Raw genomic sequence first — 15,936 nt, 5'->3', positions numbered from 1 at the left:
CTCAACAAAGGGGAACATGCAGCCGGTCTGAACATTGGTGGTCATTTGTTTGATTATCAGGGATTAACAATTCCTGCTCCGTTGAGCTCAGTGTATTACGGATATGGATTTGATTCCGGTTCGACCTTTTTCGCAGGTTTACACCTGACTTCTCTGGTTTTCGGAAACTTTCAGACCGACATGGGTTTTGTGATCAACCTGCTGAATCAGAAACAATGGTTACCGGGTTTGTCGGTTTCTCCGGCCGTGAATTTTGTTTTAAATCCAAAATGGGGAGACGTCAGGATGTGGCCTCAGCTTGATGCAAATGTTTATTGGCAATATGGCAAACAACATCATTACTTTTATCTGGGGGTATCAAACTGGTTTGAATTAACCAAACTCAGGGCACATAGTCAGGAAATTGATGACCGCTGGTTTATCAATCCCCAGATTGGGCATGTTTTCCGCATCAAAACCTATGATATTGGCCTTGAGCTGAAATTTCTTGCTCCTTCGCATGAAAACACCTATGCTTTTGTTCCATATAGAAGCATTACCGGAGATTATGGGGCAAATGGACTTTATTTTTACATCACCAAAAGGTTTTAATATGAAAAAGATTCTTTTTCCGGCATTACTGATTTTGATGGCTTCGTGCCTGCGTCTGGATGATTTGGCATTTATGGGAGACAACAGTATCAGCGAATATAAATTCGACAATTATACAGGCGAAACCGATATGCAGTTACCTCCTGAATATGATATTCCTGCTTCAATGACTCATGTGGTCAATTTTCCGTCAAACGATTCAGACGAAAAACACCCCTCTCATTCAGTGATTTACGGAGTCTATATTGGCGACATGGAACAAATTGAAAATGATACCATTATCGTTTATTGTCATGGGCAGCGCGATCATCTTGACTTTTACTGGCCAAGGGCAAAACTATTGGCCAATTGTGGCGGGAAAAACCGTTTTGGTGTGCTGATGATGGATTATCTGGGCTTTGGTTTGTCAAAAGGTAAGGCTACTTCGGAGCAAATGGTTCATGATGTGGAAGGTAGTTTATTGTGGCTGAAAAAAATGGGAGCTGACCCTGGCAAAGTCATTATTTACGGTTTCAGCCTTGGGACCTGGCCTGCTGTTTATATTGCTGCCGGTTTTAAAGATTTTAAGCCATGGAAACTGGTTACAGAGTCGGCCCTTGCTTCTATCGATAACATTACACAGGAATCAACACTCCTGAATGTCCCTTCAAGATTTATGACCGACCTGGGCATGCGAAACGCCTATTATATCCAGTTTGTCGAACAGTATTACCTGTGGTTACACGGCACTGAAGACGATTATATTGCCATCGGCAACAGTGAATTATTGCTAAAAAACTACAACGGCCCGTATATCGAAATTTATCGTGTGGAAGGTGCAAAACACGGGGAAGATGGTGTTCCTCAAACGCTTGGCTATGAAAACTATCTTGACATTCTTTACAAATTCATCATCAGGAAATAATCAACGCGAAACAACAAATTTCAGTATCCCTTTCTGAGTTGTTAATGTTTGCCATGAGTCGGATTCAATTTCAATAACCACTGCAGAAGCAGGAGATAATGGAACGATTTGCCTTCCTGTAAAAGCAAAAATCATTTCAGCCAGCAAGGGGTTGTGTCCGACCACACAAACTTTCTGACAATCATTTACATAAGTCTGGAGCATATCTATAAAATCGTTTGTATCGTAAAAGGAATAGAGCAAGTCTTCGGCAACAATTTCATCTGCATGAATTTCAAAAGCCGAAGCGATGATTTTTGCGGTCTCCAAAGCACGTAAGGCAGTGCTTGAAATAATTTTTTCCGGGACAAAACCATTTTTTCTGAAGGTCTCAGAAAGTTGCCTTACCTCATCCCTGCCCGGATCACTCAGTGGTCGTTCATGATCACTTTTTCCTGCTGTCTGATTTTGGGCATGCCCATGCCTGACTATGAATAATTGTTTCATTTTTCCCTTTTTATAAGTTCTTTTGAGGGCACCCAGCGGATTTTGATAAAATGAACTACCCGATTATCTTCAACTTCAATACCCTCATTTTGAAGCAGTTTTTCCATCATATCAGGAGTCTGAAAATGAAATTTTCCTGTTAAAAGCCCCTGCCTGTTGACAACCCTGTGGGCCGGAACAGGCGGATAAGCCTGATGGGAAGCATTCATTGCCCAGCCAACCATACGGGCTGAACCTCTGGCCCCGAGAAATTCGGCAATATCGCCATAGGTGCTGACCCTTCCATACGGTATCTGTCGAACAACCTCATAAACTTTTTCAAAAAAAGTTTCCTGACTATTTACTACACTATTTTTTGCCTGATTTTTCAAATCCAGATTTTTGTTCCCTCCGTACAATTTGTACAAATGTCGATATTTTTCCTTGCTTTCAGAATGTTTTGCCTGAAAGTATTTAGGCTTTCGCTGTGCCAGATTTCCCTGAAAGGTTTTTCAAGCACGGAACCTGCCTTGTAGCGGGCATCTTTATCAAAACAACAGGGAACAATGTGACCGTCCCATGTCATGACACAGGACTGCCAGCTCCTCCAGCAATGGTTGTAATATTTATTCTGAATGATGTATGTGCCGTCTTTTGTTTTTCTGTATCTTGAATACTTGATGTTTTCCGGAATAATGTTTTTACCACTTTCATAATCATACACCTGTGCGGTTTTCAGGGCAAGAAAATCTACACCTGTCTCGCGGGCAATTCTCCTGATTTCATCAATCTGATGTTCATTTTGCCTGAAGACAATAAACTGAAGAACAACAAAGGGATAAAGGGAATTCATTTTTTTCTTAGTTTCCATCAGGCATTTTATTCCGCGGATAACCGTCTGAAGATCACCGCCCACCCTGTATTGCTGATAGACATCCTGTGTGGTTCCGTCCACGGAAATAATCAGTTTACTCAATCCTGAACTGACGGTTTTCTCACAATTTGCCTCATTCAGGAAATGCCCGTTGGTGGAAGTGGTAACATACATTTTCTTTTTTCGGGCATAGTTGACAAAATTAAAAAAGTCGGGATTCAGGTAAGGTTCCCCCTGAAAATACAAGGTCAGATAAGGAGTTGTCGGATAAACCTGATCAATGATTTTTCTGAAAAGCTCAGGATGAAGTGTTCCCGACCTCCTGGTCAGTATTTTCATTCCTGTCGGACATTCAGGGCATTTCAGGTTGCAGATATTGGTTGGTTCCACCGAAAGGCTCATGGGCATGCCCCAGTGTATGGTTTTTCGCAAAAGCCTTGATAAATAAAATGATACGGCAACTTTTACCCCGTTAAAAAATCTTTTGAAGGTGAGAGTCCTGAGCAAACTAATATAATCACGAAACATTGAGAATCTGATTCTTATCTTCTTAATAATTCAATGAGTTCAGGAAGGTTTTTGAGGTAAGCTATTTCTTTCAGTGCCTGCCTGACCTCACGGGCAGGATTTCCATAATAGGTGGTTCCTCCCGGTAAACTTTTGGTAACCAATGAACGGGCAAGAATTTCGGCCTCTTTCCCTACCCTGACCGACTGAATCACTCCGGATTGTCCCCAGATACGGACACCCTCTTCAATGATGACTTTACCAGCTATGGCTACCTGTCCGGCAATAACACATCTTTCCCCTATTTCAGCGCCATGCCCGATCTGACACAAATTATCAATTTTTGTCTGCCTGCCAATAATGGTATCGCCAGAAACACCCCTGTCAACCATGGTGCCTGAACCAATATGCACATCATCACCAATAATCGTTCTTCCGCAGGAAGGCCATTTTTCCCATCCGTCACTTAGTTTTCTGTAATAAAAAGCATCTCCTCCGATGACACAGTTAGCCTTTAAAATTACCCTGTCGCCAATCACTGTACCTGCATGAATGACTGCATTGGGATGAATGATACAGTTCCTGCCAATCTTGACATCATGACTGATAAAACACTGAGGATAGAGTATGGTCCCCTCGCCAATTTCAGAATCCGGGTGACAATAAAAACCTTCAGCAGGAATTCTTTCCTCTTTCCTGAACAGTAAAACCAGTTTTTTATAATCTTCATAAGGATTTTCACTGATAATCAATGCTTTGTTTTCAGGAATATCTACTTCATTATTGATAATGATCAGAGAAGCTTTTGAATAGATTGCTTTTTTGTAGTATTTTTCAATATCGACAAAAGTAATATCCCCGGGCCTTACTTTGTGAATCTCATTGATGCCTGTAATTTCTAAGCCGGGATTGCCGGTAAACCTTCGACCAAGTATTTCTGCTATTTCAGCAACTTTAAAAACTTTATTAAAATCCATAGTGTTGATTTGGAAAATTGTTCAAAATTAGTGTTAAAATTCCGGCTATTCGATCTGGCGACCTGCATGGTGAAAATTTCTGAGTAAAATCTGAATGTCGGTCATCAGGTTGTAGTCTCTGGCATAAAAAAGATTTAAATCGCCTGATACTTCTGTTGTTTTGGAAGTATTGAAGCCCGGATAAAATATCCCCTTTTTCAGGGAAGGAAAACCTGAAAGGTCTTCATGGGGATTAAAGCCTACCCATGAAATTTTTCCTGACAAAATAAACAACAGGTTTCTGAAAAAACCTTTTTTGTCTTTGACCAGCCAAACCAGGAGGGGTGAAAATATCAGGAAAAGTGCAGCGGAAGTGATGTCGAACATGCGCTTGTTGAATTTATTCTCAGGCTGAAGTAAAGAAAGCTGAATATCAATGGTATAGAGGTCTCCCGTTTTATTCTTGTGATTGCTGCCTATGATAAAAAGACTCTGAGGCGGAGCAATTTTATAAATGAGCTGACGGTCGCCAATGCTTGTCATAAGCCGGATAATGCGGGAAGATGAAATGTCTTCTGCACAAAAAATCAGCTCATTCAGTTTATAAATTTTAACAATCTCATCGATTTGTGAAACATTACCGATAAAATCCTCATCCTGAATATTTTGTTCATCAGGTGAAATATTTCCGCAGAAACTGTATTCAACAGCAGAATGGTCAAGAAGCTGGCGGACACGCTGATATTCCTTTTGTTTCCCGATAATTCCGATTCTGAGGTTTTTGTTGAAATTCAGCCGGAGCGAGCCTGTCTGAATGTACGAAATGACCAAACGGTTAAAAAAAGTCAGCATAAAAGAAGACAGAGTCCCGAGAATAATGATGGCACGAGAAAAACGTTCGGATTCACTTAAAAAAGCATAAAAAATACTGATGACCACAGCGCCAAGTAAAATACCTCTGGTAATTTTTCCGATTGAAAAAGGTTTGACATGCCCCCTGACAAAAGCCAGTGACAACACCCAAATGAGTGTATAAAGCGGAAAATATTTGATTATCAGCTCTCTTGGATAAGGAATGCCATGCCCGACATTTTCCCAGAATATCCTGACTGCATTTAAACCGAGATAAATTAAAACCATATCGGCAACTGGAAGGATCAGGGCATTAAACAAACGGTGCGAAATAGCCAGAAAGGCACGCAGGTAAATGGCCAGATGTATCAAAACGGAAAAAAACCATGCTTTTCCTCCTGTAAAGTGTTTCTGAGCAAAGATGATCATTGCCTTGTAAAAGGTAATGACATAGTTGACACTGCTTTTTTTAGTGCTTTCGCCTTTATAGTGAATAATTCTTGTTACCGGCAGATAATAATTTTTAAAGCCTGCCCTGATTATTCTGTATGACAAATCAATGTCCTCTCCGTACATGAAAAAGGTTTCATCGAGCAGGCCTGTTTTATCCAGCACCTCTTTTCTGATAAAAAAACAGGCTCCCGAAAGCACCTCCACTTCGTGTATCTGATTTTCATCAAGATAGCTCAGGTGGTATTTCCCAAAACGTTTTGAGCGGGGAAAAAACTTTGAAAAACCAAAGATTTTATAAAATGCCACTTCCGGAGTAGGCAGGCTTCGTTTTGATTCAGGAAGAAAATTGCCTTTTCCGTCAATCATTTTCACACCAAGACCTCCGGCATCGGGATGGTCTTCAAAGAATCTGACTGCTTCCCAAAAGGTATTTTCCTCTACTACCGTATCCGGATTGAGTAAAAGGATATATTTCCCTTTTGCCACTTTGATTGCCTGATTGTTGGCAGCGCTGAACCCCACATTGTTTTTATTCGCAATCAGCTGACAATCAGGAAATTTGCTTTTTACCATACTGACTGAACTGTCAACGGAATTATTGTCAACCACAAAGACCTCTGAATGAAATTCAGGATTTTTTTCTTTCATGAAATCAATAGCCTTCTTTACAGAAATGAGGCATTGTTCAAGAAAGTACTTGACATTGTAATTAACAATAACGACCGAAAGAATCATCATTTAGATTTTATAAGGCGTCCGTTGCAGGATGGAGCGACCTAAAGTAATTTCATCGGCAAATTCCAGTTCTCCGCCAACAGAAATGCCGCGGGAAATGACTGATGTTCTTACATTTTTTGCATTAAGCTCTTTTCCGATATAATACATGGTTGTATCCCCTTCAAGGGTTGCCGACAAAGCAAAGATAACCTCTTTTGGATTTTCCCTTTCAACCCGCTGAAGCAGGCTGTTGAGGTGAATATCATCGGGGCCGGTTCCTTCCAGCGGATTTATCAATCCGCCCAAAACATGATAAAGACCCCTGTATTGCCCGGTGTTTTCAATGGCAATCAGGTCGCGGTGGCTTTCCACCACACAAATGCTTTCCTTATCCCGCTGATGGTCGGAACAAATCTTACAAACATCATCATCGCTGATGGTATGGCATATCTGGCAATATTTAATTTTTGTTTTAAGGTTTTTAATCAGCTCACCCAGCTTTTCAACCTCCGTATCTTTATCTTTCAGCAGGCTGAGAACCATACGAAGGGCTGTCCGTTTTCCAATGCCCGGAAGTTTTGTCAGTTGCTCAACCAATTCTCTGATTACCTCAGAAGGATATTCCATAAACCACCATTTTTCGACTGCAAAGATGCAACTTTTTAGGTTTTCTGTGGCTATTACGGCTACCAAGTTGAAGAGGTACTGATTCACTGATTTTTAATTCTCTGTTTTTTATAAGTCCTGAAAACTTAAGCCTTAATCCACCTTTATTTCCCGGCAGAAATTTTTAAAATCCTGAAAGCCAGACAATATTTCAGCCTAAAGACAATTTGCAAGTCATTTTACGTTTAATAATTAATTTAACTTTGCACCCTTTTAAAATGTTAATGTTGTTGATTATGAAAAATTTTTTATTGAAAAAAATCATGATGCTTGTCAGCATTTTTCTGTTACTGACAAGTATTGGTTTGAGTCAGGAAATTAAAGTACCTTCAGACCTTAAATCAGAAATTCCTCTTGATAGCCGCGTTAAAACAGGCACCCTGCCCAATGGCATCAAATATTATGTCAGAGAGAATTCATACCCCAAAAACAGGGCAGAATTAAGAATTATTGTCAATGCAGGATCAATACTCGAAGATGACGACCAGTTAGGGATTGCTCATTTCTGTGAGCACATGGCATTTAACGGAACGAAAAACTTTCAGAAACATGAACTCATCAATTTTCTTGAGTCCATCGGGATGAAATTCGGAGCAGAGCTGAATGCTTACACCAGCTTTGATGAAACCGTTTACATGCTGACCATTCCTCTTGACAAACCCCAGTATCTGGATACCGGCATACAAATACTTTCAGAATGGGCACACAATGTCAGTTTTGAAAAGGAAGAAATCGACAAGGAAAGAGGCGTTATCAAGGAAGAATGGCGATTAGGCCAGGGGGCACAGGAGCGTATGTCGCGTCAGTATTTCCCCAAACTTTTTCTGAACAGCCATTATGCTGACAGAATGGTTATCGGGAAACCGGAAGTTTTTGAAAAAGCTCCCTATGATGTCTTTACCCGCTTTTACAACGACTGGTATCGCCCCGACCTGATAGCCGTGGCTGCTGTTGGCGATTTTAAAGCCGATGATGTGATTGCTCTCATCAACAAATATTTTTCGCCCATCCCCAAAAAGGAGAATCCAAGGGAAAGAAAAAATTACGAAGTACCTGATCATGACAAGACATTGGTTTCCATCACTGCCGACAAAGAATTTCCCTACAACCTTGTTCAGGTCTTCATCAAACACGACCCTGTAAAACAAGGCAGTTATGAAGTATATAAGGAAAATCTGATTCGTCAGCTATATATCGGCATGCTGAACGAAAGAATCAGCGAAATAGCACAATCAGAAAATCCGCCATTTATGTTTGCAACAACCGGAGAGGGAAGCATAGTCAGGGCGAAAAGTGCTTATATGTTGATTGGTATGGCCAAAAACAATCAGGCTCTTGCAACCTTAAAACTATTACTGACTGAAAATGAAAGGGTTAAGCGTTTTGGATTTACCCGTACCGAGCTTGAACGTCAAAAGCTTGACATGATGAAAGGGATGGAAAAGCTCTACAATGAACGCAATCAGGTAAAATCAGCCAATTTTGCTTCTGAAATTCAGCGCCACCATCTCGAAGGTGAACCCATGCCAGGAATTGAATTTGAATATGAACTTTACAAAAAATTCCTGCCCGAAATAACTCTTGAAGATGTAAACGCCTTATCGGCAAAACTATCCACTGATAAAAACATGGTCATTGTCATGATGTTTCCAGAAAAAAAGGAAATAAAACTGCCCAAAGAAAAAGATGTGCTTAAAATCCTGAACGAAGTTAAAAATGACCAGAGCATAGTGGCATACGTGGACAAGGTGATTGACAAACCATTGATTGAAAAAGCACCCGCTCCCAAAAAAGTTATTGCAGAAAAAGAAATTGCAGAAATGGGAGCTGTAGAATGGACACTCGAAAACGGAGCAAAAGTCATCATTAAAAAAACCGACTTTAAAAACGATGAAATTCTGATGCGTGCATTCAGTTTCGGAGGCAGATCGGTTTATCCCGAACAAGACGATATTTCGGCAGAATATAGTGCAGACGTTATCGACATGAGCGGTCTCGGAGAATTTGAAAATGTTGAATTGCAGAAGTTGCTTGCCGGAAAAGTGGTTTCCGTTACTCCTTACATCAGTCTGAATGACGAAGGATTTCAGGGTAACTCAACCCCTGCAGATTTTGAAACGCTCCTGCAACTGACTTATTTATACTTTACACAGCCCCGAAAAGATGTCAAGGCTTACAACAATTTTATCACCAACGAAACCGAATCGCTTAAAAACAAAGGAGCTTCTCCCAGCGATGTTTTCAACGACAGTATTCAGGCCATCACCAACAATTATCACAAACGTTTTATGCCTGTAACCCTGGATGATCTTAAAAAAGCCAGCCACGACCGCATGATGGAAATATTCAGAGACCGTTTCAGTGATGCCAGCGACTTCGTATTTATTTTTGTCGGCAATATTGACCTCGAAAAAGCAAAACCGCTAATTGAACAATATATTGGCGGACTTCCCTCAACCAACCGCAAAGAAAGTTTTGTTGACCTGAATGTCAAAGAGCCTGCAGGAATAGTTAAACGTACCATTTATAAAGGAAAAGAGCCCAAGGCAACCGTTTATATTACTTTCCCGGGTGTTTTCAGCTATGATATGGAAACACGTCTTAAACTCGACCTGATGAAAGATATTCTGAATATAAGGTTAAGGGAAAACATCAGGGAAGACCAGTCAGGCACCTATGGCATCAGCGCATGGGTTACACAGAAGAAATATCCGAAAGAAAGCTACAGCCTGAATATCTATTTTGGTTGTGCCCCTGAAAATGTTGATAAACTGGTAGCTGCAGTATTTGACGAAATCAACAAGCTGAAAACTGAAGGACCTTCAGAAATAAACCTGAACAAGGTCAAAGAAACCGCACTGCGTACCCGTGAAGTAAATGTCCGTGAAAACAGGTATTGGCTCAATACCATCAATTCATACTATTACAACAAACAGAATTTTTCAGACTATCCCAAATATGAGGATATTGTAAAAAGCTTCAACCAGAAGGATGCAATGGAATATGCCAAAAAATATATCAATACAAACCACTACATTCAGATAGTGTTAATGCCTGAAAAATAAGTTATTTGAGAACTTTCTGACAAAGCCGCCACTCATTCTGGCGGCTTTTTTTTTAAAACCTTACCCTGAGCAGCGAAAAACCTTTGCTGACATTTATAACAGGTATTATCACTTCACTAGCATTGACCTGCCGGGCATTACGTGGTATAGCTGTTCCGGCCAGATTGGCGCTCGTGTATAAAATCTGATAATTAATATTCCCATCCGGATCAATGGTATTATAAATCAGATTCCAGCTGCTGCGGGAAATATCATTGAAGAATATCACTACCTTGTTGTGAAGCGAGGTGGAATGAAAAGACGAATAAAAACCTTCGTCATTCAGTGTAGTCTGCTCTTTGCGAATCACTTTTGTCCATGTTATATTTCCGTAAGGATTTACAGAAACCACCAATACATCGCTAAAACGATAAAAATAACGGATATAAACGTTGTTGAGCGAATAATAATTGTTCATGACCTCTTTGACAATGGTAAATTTTTCAGCCAAAAACAAAAAACCACCATCATCGCGGAGAAAAACTTTTTTTGCATAAAAATCACGTAATCCTTTTTTGTTCGACCCTGCTCCTTCAAGTGTAGCAATCATGTCTGTACTGAAAGGAATAAAATTAATCCGCAACGAATCCACTGTTACCGGTATAAAGATAACCCCGAGACCCTTATCTGTCTCTTTATCGTCAGTATGGTAAAAGCCACTGAAAACAAACCTGTTGTTAAGATAATCAAATTTATATACCACACTGCTGAAGCTCAGGCTATCATTGAACAGATTGACTGAAGAAACAGACTCTTTTTCAAGATTGATTCGCAGAAAGCTTAATTGTTCCTTTGTCCCTTTCAAAAAACCACCACTGATATTTCTCCTGATAATCATACCGGCATTACCGGCAGCAAGGCTAAGCTGTTCAACGGAAAACTCTTTTTCAGGAACAATTACACTCTGATAAGTTTTCAGCACCTCCAATGAGGGACTCAGTTGAACAAAACCAAAGTTAACCAAATCATTTTCAATAGATTTCGGATACATGACCAAAACTCTTTTGAATACCTTGTCATAAGTAATCCGGAAAGTTTTAGAAGAGGAAGTTACTTTGGCAGAGGCTACCAGATTGTCGCGGCTCTGAAAAGCCAATCTGCCTGTAAGTACCGTACAATATAGCTTATAAGCTTTTTCTTCCCTGTCGTAAGCAGAATAGTAAATATGAATATTTTTATCGACCAGCAGGATTTCTTCAATATCATTTCCTTTATCTATCTGAAATTCAAGTTGTCCGGCAAGTTGCAGGTCTTTGTTGTAGCGACTGAAAACGAATTCCTGCTGCATGGCTTTGTTGTATCTGACCACATAATAATTATTTTGGCTGAAGCCCAGTATTTCTATGTTGTTCATCCTGTTTTTAATCTTTTCAGGAATTGAAATATCGGTGGTCTGGCCGTTTGAGCCAAATGTGGATATCAGCAGGGGAAACAGAAATATGTGCCTGAGATTCATATAGTTTGATGTTGCAAAAATCTTACTAATGATTTAATTGTTCAGAAAACACTTCCTCGCCTCCCACAAAAGTCTTCAGCACTTTGGCTTGTCTGATTTGTTTTTCATCAGCGTTAAGCAAATCGGTATCCATCACAACAAAATCGGCTGCTTTTCCCGATTCAATGCTGCCTCTGTCATTTTCTTCAAAACAGGCTTTTGCTGCCCAGATAGTCATTGCCTTAAGGGCTTCCTGACGGGAAATGGCATTCTCAGGTAAAAATCCCCCTTCAGGCTCTCCATTAAAATTTTTTCTGAAAACAGCTGCATAAAAGCCCGGCAATGGGTTGACTTCTTCGACAGGAAAATCGCTCCCATAAGGAATCCACCCGTTCTGAGACATCAGTTTTTTGTAAGCATAAGCATTCTGAAGTCTCTTGCTCCCAAGCCGTTTTTCTGCCCACCCCATGTCGGAAACAGCATGCACAAACTGAACGGATGGAATGATGTTGTATTTCCCGAACATCCCGAAATCAGCCTCATTAATCACCTGAGCATGCTCGATTCGCCACCTTCTGTCATTGCTTGTTTTAAGAAATCCTGCAAAAAGTGTTAAAGCAAAACGGTTGGCTGAATCACCGATGGCATGCATACACACCTGATAGTTGCTGGCATAAGCCACTTCACAGTATTTGCTGTAAAAATCATTTGAAAACAAAATGCTGCCTTTGGTTTCGGGCATATCGGAATAGGGCATGAGCAGGCAGGCTCCCCGTGAACCTAAAGCTCCGTCTGCATATAATTTTATGGCTCTTACGGTTAGCCGTCCAGTCCTGAAAATGCCTTTTTCGTTGATAAAACGAACACTTTCATCTTCAGGATCCAGCATGGCATAAATCCTGATTTTAAGCTCACCCTTTTGCTGAAGTTTGTCCATAATTTCAATAAATCTGACCTTTTGTCCGGCATCACAAATGGTGGTCAGGCCTGATTTAAAACATTCTTCCTGAGCAACTTTCAATGCCCTGACTATTTCTTCATCAGCCGGATGGTTTGCAGCATCTTTTACTATGTCAGCTGCATTATCGAGTAAAATCCCTGTAAACCTGTCTTTCTTAAATATCGCAAACTTTTTATTTTCGTTCAATTTCAATCCACTGATTTCCAATGCTTTATTATTTACCAAAACAGCATGTCCATCCACTCGTGTAAGCATCACAGGACGATCCGGGAACAATTCATTTAATAACTGGTTATCAGGATATTCTGTTTGTTTCCATTTATTTTGGTCCCAGCCTCTGCCGATTATCCAGCCTTCAGGGTTTTCATCAGCCCATTTTTTTACAATATCTAAGATTTCTTCAAAAGAGGTAGTGGCAGTTAAATCAATTCTTTGGGCAAAAAGGCCATAACCGTAAAAGTGGCTATGTGCATCAATAAATCCGGGATAAACTGTTTTTCCCTTCAGATCGAGCATTTTATCAGCCTTAAATCTGTGCAGAATTTCATCCGTAGTGCCGGCAGCAACAAATTTTCCCTGTGCTATAGCTACAGCTTCGGCTGTACTGAACAAGCTATCAACCGTATATATTTTTGCATTAAACACAATTAAATCAACTGTCTTCTTTTTCATACAACCAAAAATAAAAGTAATTGGTAAAAGAATAATCAGGACAAATTTCTTCATACCTTTCAGATTAAAAGGTTAAACTTATGGATAAGTTCATGCCAAAAGCCTTCATTTCCAAAGTGAAATGTCAGAAAACCTGCATTTTTAGCTGCTATGATATTTTTTTCATCATCGTCAATAAACAGCGATTCTTCAGGTTTTTTGCCTGAATCACGAAGGATAAAACTGTACAATTCCGGCTCAGGTTTGCGGAGGCCTAATTCAAATGAATAATATTCTTTCAGAAAGAGGTCATAAAAGCGCTTTTTCAGATGAGAGGAATAAATCTGTTTACTGAATTTTTGATAATGTATTTCGCAGGTGTTCGACACCAGAAAGCAGTTATAATGGCGGGCAAGACGAATCAGCATTCTCAGGTTTTCGAGGGGCAATTCGATTAAAAGGGCGGTAAAAGCCTCCACAATTTCGTCTTCATCAGGCTGAAACGGGCTGCTCATCTGTAAAAAACGAATAAAATCTGCAGAACTTATTTCTCCTTTTTCAAACCTGAAAAAAATATTCTCCTTTTGGTTCAGCCAGTCGGCAACAGGAATCTGAAGCCTGCCCAAAGCCTCAAGAGTCCTTTCCGGTTCAATTCTGTACAAAACGCCACCAAAATCAAAAAACAAATTTTTTATAATCGCCATATCCTCCTTTGTTAAAAGCACTTTATCTTTGCACCCTCAAAAGAGGGCCCATAGCTCAGTCGGTTAGAGCAGTTGACTCATAATCAATTGGTCGCAGGTTCGAGTCCTGCTGGGCCCACAACTCTAAACTTCTGCAAAGGTACAAAAGCCTCCTCATTATGTTACTATTCAGTATCTTTGCGGAAGTTTTTTTAACTATCTCTTCATGAGTGCTATCCTTTACTTGTTGCCTAATCTGATTTCCCAATCAATTGAAAATTCCGGCATTCCTGAATATAACTATCAGGTTATCCGTAAGTTAAAACATTTTATTGTTGAAAGCAGAAAACCTGTGAATCATCTGCTCAAGCTGGCCGGAGTGAAAACACCTTTTGAAGGAATAAATTTTTACGAATACAATGAACACAGCAATGAAAATGAAATTGAAGGTATCATCATACCGTTGTTAAAGGGAGAAGATATGGGACTCGTGAGTGATGCAGGATACCCTGCAATAGCTGATCCGGGAGAAAAAATCATTCTTGCCGCCCATCATCATCATATCCGGGTAGTTCCCCTAAGCGGTCCGTCTTCCATTCTGCTTGCATTGACAGCTTCCGGCCTTAATGCTGAACAATTTGTTTTTCATGGCTACTTGCCTGTTAAACCCCACCAAAGAAAGCTTTTTTTACAAAAAATTGAAAATGAATCATTTAAATCTGGTTATACGCAGATTTTTATGGACACTCCCTACCGGAATCAGGCGGTTTTCAAAGAGCTAATAGCTATACTCAAGCCGGAAACATGGCTCTGCGTGGCCATGGAATTATTTGGTAATACTGAGAAAATCAACACCCTACCTGTAAAAGAATGGAAAAAACTCAGTTTTCAGCCTGAAAAGAAAAATGTTGTATTTTTACTGAATGCAGGCAAATCCTCTCAAAGCTCATAAACATCCCCGCTAAACAGCATATCCTCAAAACTTTTGTATTTAGACTTTTCTTTAGCTTCTTTCATTTTATTTACAAGCAATTCATCGTAGGAGGGTTTATCAACGTTTCGGATAACGCCCAGTGCAAGCGGCATATCAGGTGGATGAAGCTGAAGCAACATCAGGTGCATCGTATAATCCTGTGTTTTTTCATTATGAACCAGAATATCGTCAATGGTAATACCGTTTTCGCCCACTATGACCTTTTCAAGTTTCATGGTTTTAGGGTTAAAAATAATACCTTTTTCCTTATTAGGGCCAAAAAGCATTGGTTCGCCATGAACGAGATGAAGCTGATGGTCATCACGGGTTTCTTTATTGGTAACAATGGCATGTACCTGATTGTTGAAGATGACACAGTTTTGAAGAACTTCAACAACGGAAGTTCCTTTATGTTTTTCGGCAGCAAGCAATACATCCCTGATCATTTTCGGATTGGTATCGAGCAGGCGGGCAAAAAACTGACCCCTGGCTCCAATAGTAAGCAGACCAGGACGGAAAGGCTGTTCAATGGTGCCATAAGGAGATGATTTTGTTTCACTTCCAAGAGGAGTAGTGGGTGAAGCCTGTCCTTTGGTCAGGCCATAGATTTTATTATTCAGAATAATGATGTTGATGTCAATATTTCTGCGTATGACATGAATAAAATGATTTCCGCCAATGGCCATACTATCACCGTCTCCCGTAATTTGCCATACTGACAAATTCGGATTGGCAATTTTTATCCCACTGGCAATAGCAGGTGCCCTGCCATGAATGCCATGAAATCCATAGGTATTGACATAATATGGGAATCGTGAAGAGCATCCTATACCAGAAACAAATACAATATCTTCAACTTTTTTTCCTATTTCGGGAAGGATAGAATGAACGGCATTTAATACCACATAGTCGCCACAACCCGGGCACCATTTTACATCGCCTTCCGGAATAAAATCCTGTTTTGTCAAAACAGGAATATCCGTCATGTTATGATTGGTCATATCCATAATGATTAAGATTCAAGCATTTTAACAAATTTTTCCTTCAGCTCGAAGACCATAAAAGGAAGTCCCTGAACTTTATTAAACTGGTGATACTGAAATTTCTGATGTTGCATACGAAGGAAATTGGCAAACTGCCCCAT

General features: G+C 40.1%; 14 protein-coding genes and 1 tRNA gene. 5 read left to right on the top strand and 10 right to left on the bottom strand.

All coding sequences use genetic code 11. The features are described 5' to 3' along the window. Window positions 1-591, top strand: a 591-nt coding sequence (locus GX437_06420) for a hypothetical protein (protein NLJ07284.1), incomplete at its 5' end; no start/stop codon positions are given. A gap of 1 nt (window position 592) precedes the next feature. Next, window positions 593-1,495, top strand: coding sequence for a hypothetical protein (locus GX437_06415; protein NLJ07283.1), 903 nt, complete (start codon window positions 593-595; stop codon window positions 1,493-1,495). Here GX437_06415 and GX437_06410 read toward each other — a convergent pair whose 3' ends face one another. Genes GX437_06410 through recR form a run of 6 tightly spaced genes read right to left on the bottom strand, consistent with a single transcriptional unit; the run spans window position 1,496 to window position 6,946 of the window. Beyond that, complete coding sequence (locus GX437_06410; protein ID NLJ07282.1) at window positions 1,496-1,981, bottom strand: hypothetical protein; 486 nt, start codon at window positions 1,979-1,981, stop codon at window positions 1,496-1,498. It abuts the gene before it with no gap. After that, window positions 1,978-2,352, bottom strand: a complete 375-nt coding sequence (locus tag GX437_06405) for an MGMT family protein (GenBank protein NLJ07281.1) — start codon at window positions 2,350-2,352, stop codon at window positions 1,978-1,980. The genes GX437_06410 and GX437_06405 overlap by 4 nt, the downstream gene beginning before the upstream one ends. After that, the gene (locus GX437_06400; GenBank protein ID NLJ07280.1) at window positions 2,349-3,374 is read right to left on the bottom strand and encodes a radical SAM protein; all 1,026 of its coding nucleotides are present in this window, start codon (window positions 3,372-3,374) and stop codon (window positions 2,349-2,351) included. The genes GX437_06405 and GX437_06400 overlap by 4 nt, the downstream gene beginning before the upstream one ends. 2 nt (window positions 3,375-3,376) lie before the next feature. Further along, window positions 3,377-4,318, bottom strand: coding sequence for a UDP-3-O-(3-hydroxymyristoyl)glucosamine N-acyltransferase (locus tag GX437_06395; GenBank protein NLJ07279.1), 942 nt, complete (start codon window positions 4,316-4,318; stop codon window positions 3,377-3,379). Window positions 4,319-4,363: 45 nt separating this feature from the next. Then, complete coding sequence (locus GX437_06390; protein ID NLJ07278.1) at window positions 4,364-6,340, bottom strand: glycosyltransferase; 1,977 nt, start codon at window positions 6,338-6,340, stop codon at window positions 4,364-4,366. Beyond that, the gene (gene recR / locus GX437_06385) at window positions 6,341-6,946 is read right to left on the bottom strand and encodes a recombination protein RecR (GenBank protein NLJ07277.1); all 606 of its coding nucleotides are present in this window, start codon (window positions 6,944-6,946) and stop codon (window positions 6,341-6,343) included. A gap of 290 nt (window positions 6,947-7,236) precedes the next feature. Between recR and GX437_06380 the strand changes: the two genes are divergently transcribed. Next, the gene (locus GX437_06380) at window positions 7,237-10,050 is read left to right on the top strand and encodes an insulinase family protein (GenBank protein NLJ07276.1); all 2,814 of its coding nucleotides are present in this window, start codon (window positions 7,237-7,239) and stop codon (window positions 10,048-10,050) included. Window positions 10,051-10,102: 52 nt separating this feature from the next. On the opposite strand, the gene GX437_06375 is transcribed toward GX437_06380, so the two are convergent. The 3 genes from GX437_06375 to GX437_06365 are packed head-to-tail and all read right to left on the bottom strand — an operon-like array spanning window position 10,103 to window position 13,840. Continuing rightward, a complete protein-coding gene (locus GX437_06375) occupies window positions 10,103-11,545 on the bottom strand; it encodes a hypothetical protein (GenBank protein NLJ07275.1) in 1,443 nt (480 codons plus the stop codon). Between the two features lie 25 nt (window positions 11,546-11,570). Then, entirely contained in the window at window positions 11,571-13,211 is a 1,641-nt protein-coding gene (locus GX437_06370) for an amidohydrolase (GenBank protein ID NLJ07274.1), read from the bottom strand. Between the two features lie 5 nt (window positions 13,212-13,216). Continuing rightward, a complete protein-coding gene (locus GX437_06365; GenBank protein NLJ07273.1) occupies window positions 13,217-13,840 on the bottom strand; it encodes an HAD family phosphatase in 624 nt (207 codons plus the stop codon). A 44-nt stretch (window positions 13,841-13,884) separates the two neighbouring features. On the opposite strand from GX437_06365, the gene GX437_06360 reads away from it, so the two are divergent. Next, window positions 13,885-13,958: transfer RNA gene (locus GX437_06360), tRNA-Ile, on the top strand. Window positions 13,959-14,045: 87 nt separating this feature from the next. Beyond that, window positions 14,046-14,771 carry an SAM-dependent methyltransferase gene (locus GX437_06355; protein ID NLJ07272.1) on the top strand — a complete coding sequence of 242 codons (726 nt, stop codon included), beginning with the start codon at window positions 14,046-14,048 and terminating at the stop codon, window positions 14,769-14,771. Here GX437_06355 and GX437_06350 read toward each other — a convergent pair. Beyond that, entirely contained in the window at window positions 14,759-15,778 is a 1,020-nt protein-coding gene (locus GX437_06350) for a 2-oxoacid:ferredoxin oxidoreductase subunit beta (GenBank protein NLJ07271.1), read from the bottom strand. The genes GX437_06355 and GX437_06350 overlap by 13 nt on opposite strands. Between the last annotated feature and the right edge of the window lie 158 nt (window positions 15,779-15,936).

It is taken from the genome of Sphingobacteriales bacterium, assembly GCA_012517435.1.
GTDB lineage: Bacteria > Bacteroidota > Bacteroidia > CAILMK01 > JAAYUY01 > JAAYUY01.
Note: the sequence above shows the minus strand (reverse complement) of the source record. Positions and strands in the feature narration are given on the sequence as shown.

Coding starts and splice junctions, on each gene's coding strand:
- GX437_06415 (NLJ07283.1), top strand. CDS start 593: ATGAAAAAGATTCTTTTTCCGGCATTACTGATTTTGATGGCTTCGTGC.
- GX437_06410 (NLJ07282.1), bottom strand. CDS start 1,981: ATGAAACAATTATTCATAGTCAGGCATGGGCATGCCCAAAATCAGACA.
- GX437_06395 (NLJ07279.1), bottom strand. CDS start 4,318: ATGGATTTTAATAAAGTTTTTAAAGTTGCTGAAATAGCAGAAATACTT.
- GX437_06390 (NLJ07278.1), bottom strand. CDS start 6,340: ATGATGATTCTTTCGGTCGTTATTGTTAATTACAATGTCAAGTACTTT.
- recR (NLJ07277.1), bottom strand. CDS start 6,946: ATGGAATATCCTTCTGAGGTAATCAGAGAATTGGTTGAGCAACTGACA.
- GX437_06375 (NLJ07275.1), bottom strand. CDS start 11,545: ATGAATCTCAGGCACATATTTCTGTTTCCCCTGCTGATATCCACATTT.
- GX437_06370 (NLJ07274.1), bottom strand. CDS start 13,211: ATGAAGAAATTTGTCCTGATTATTCTTTTACCAATTACTTTTATTTTT.
- GX437_06365 (NLJ07273.1), bottom strand. CDS start 13,840: ATGGCGATTATAAAAAATTTGTTTTTTGATTTTGGTGGCGTTTTGTAC.
- GX437_06355 (NLJ07272.1), top strand. CDS start 14,046: ATGAGTGCTATCCTTTACTTGTTGCCTAATCTGATTTCCCAATCAATT.
- GX437_06350 (NLJ07271.1), bottom strand. CDS start 15,778: ATGACGGATATTCCTGTTTTGACAAAACAGGATTTTATTCCGGAAGGC.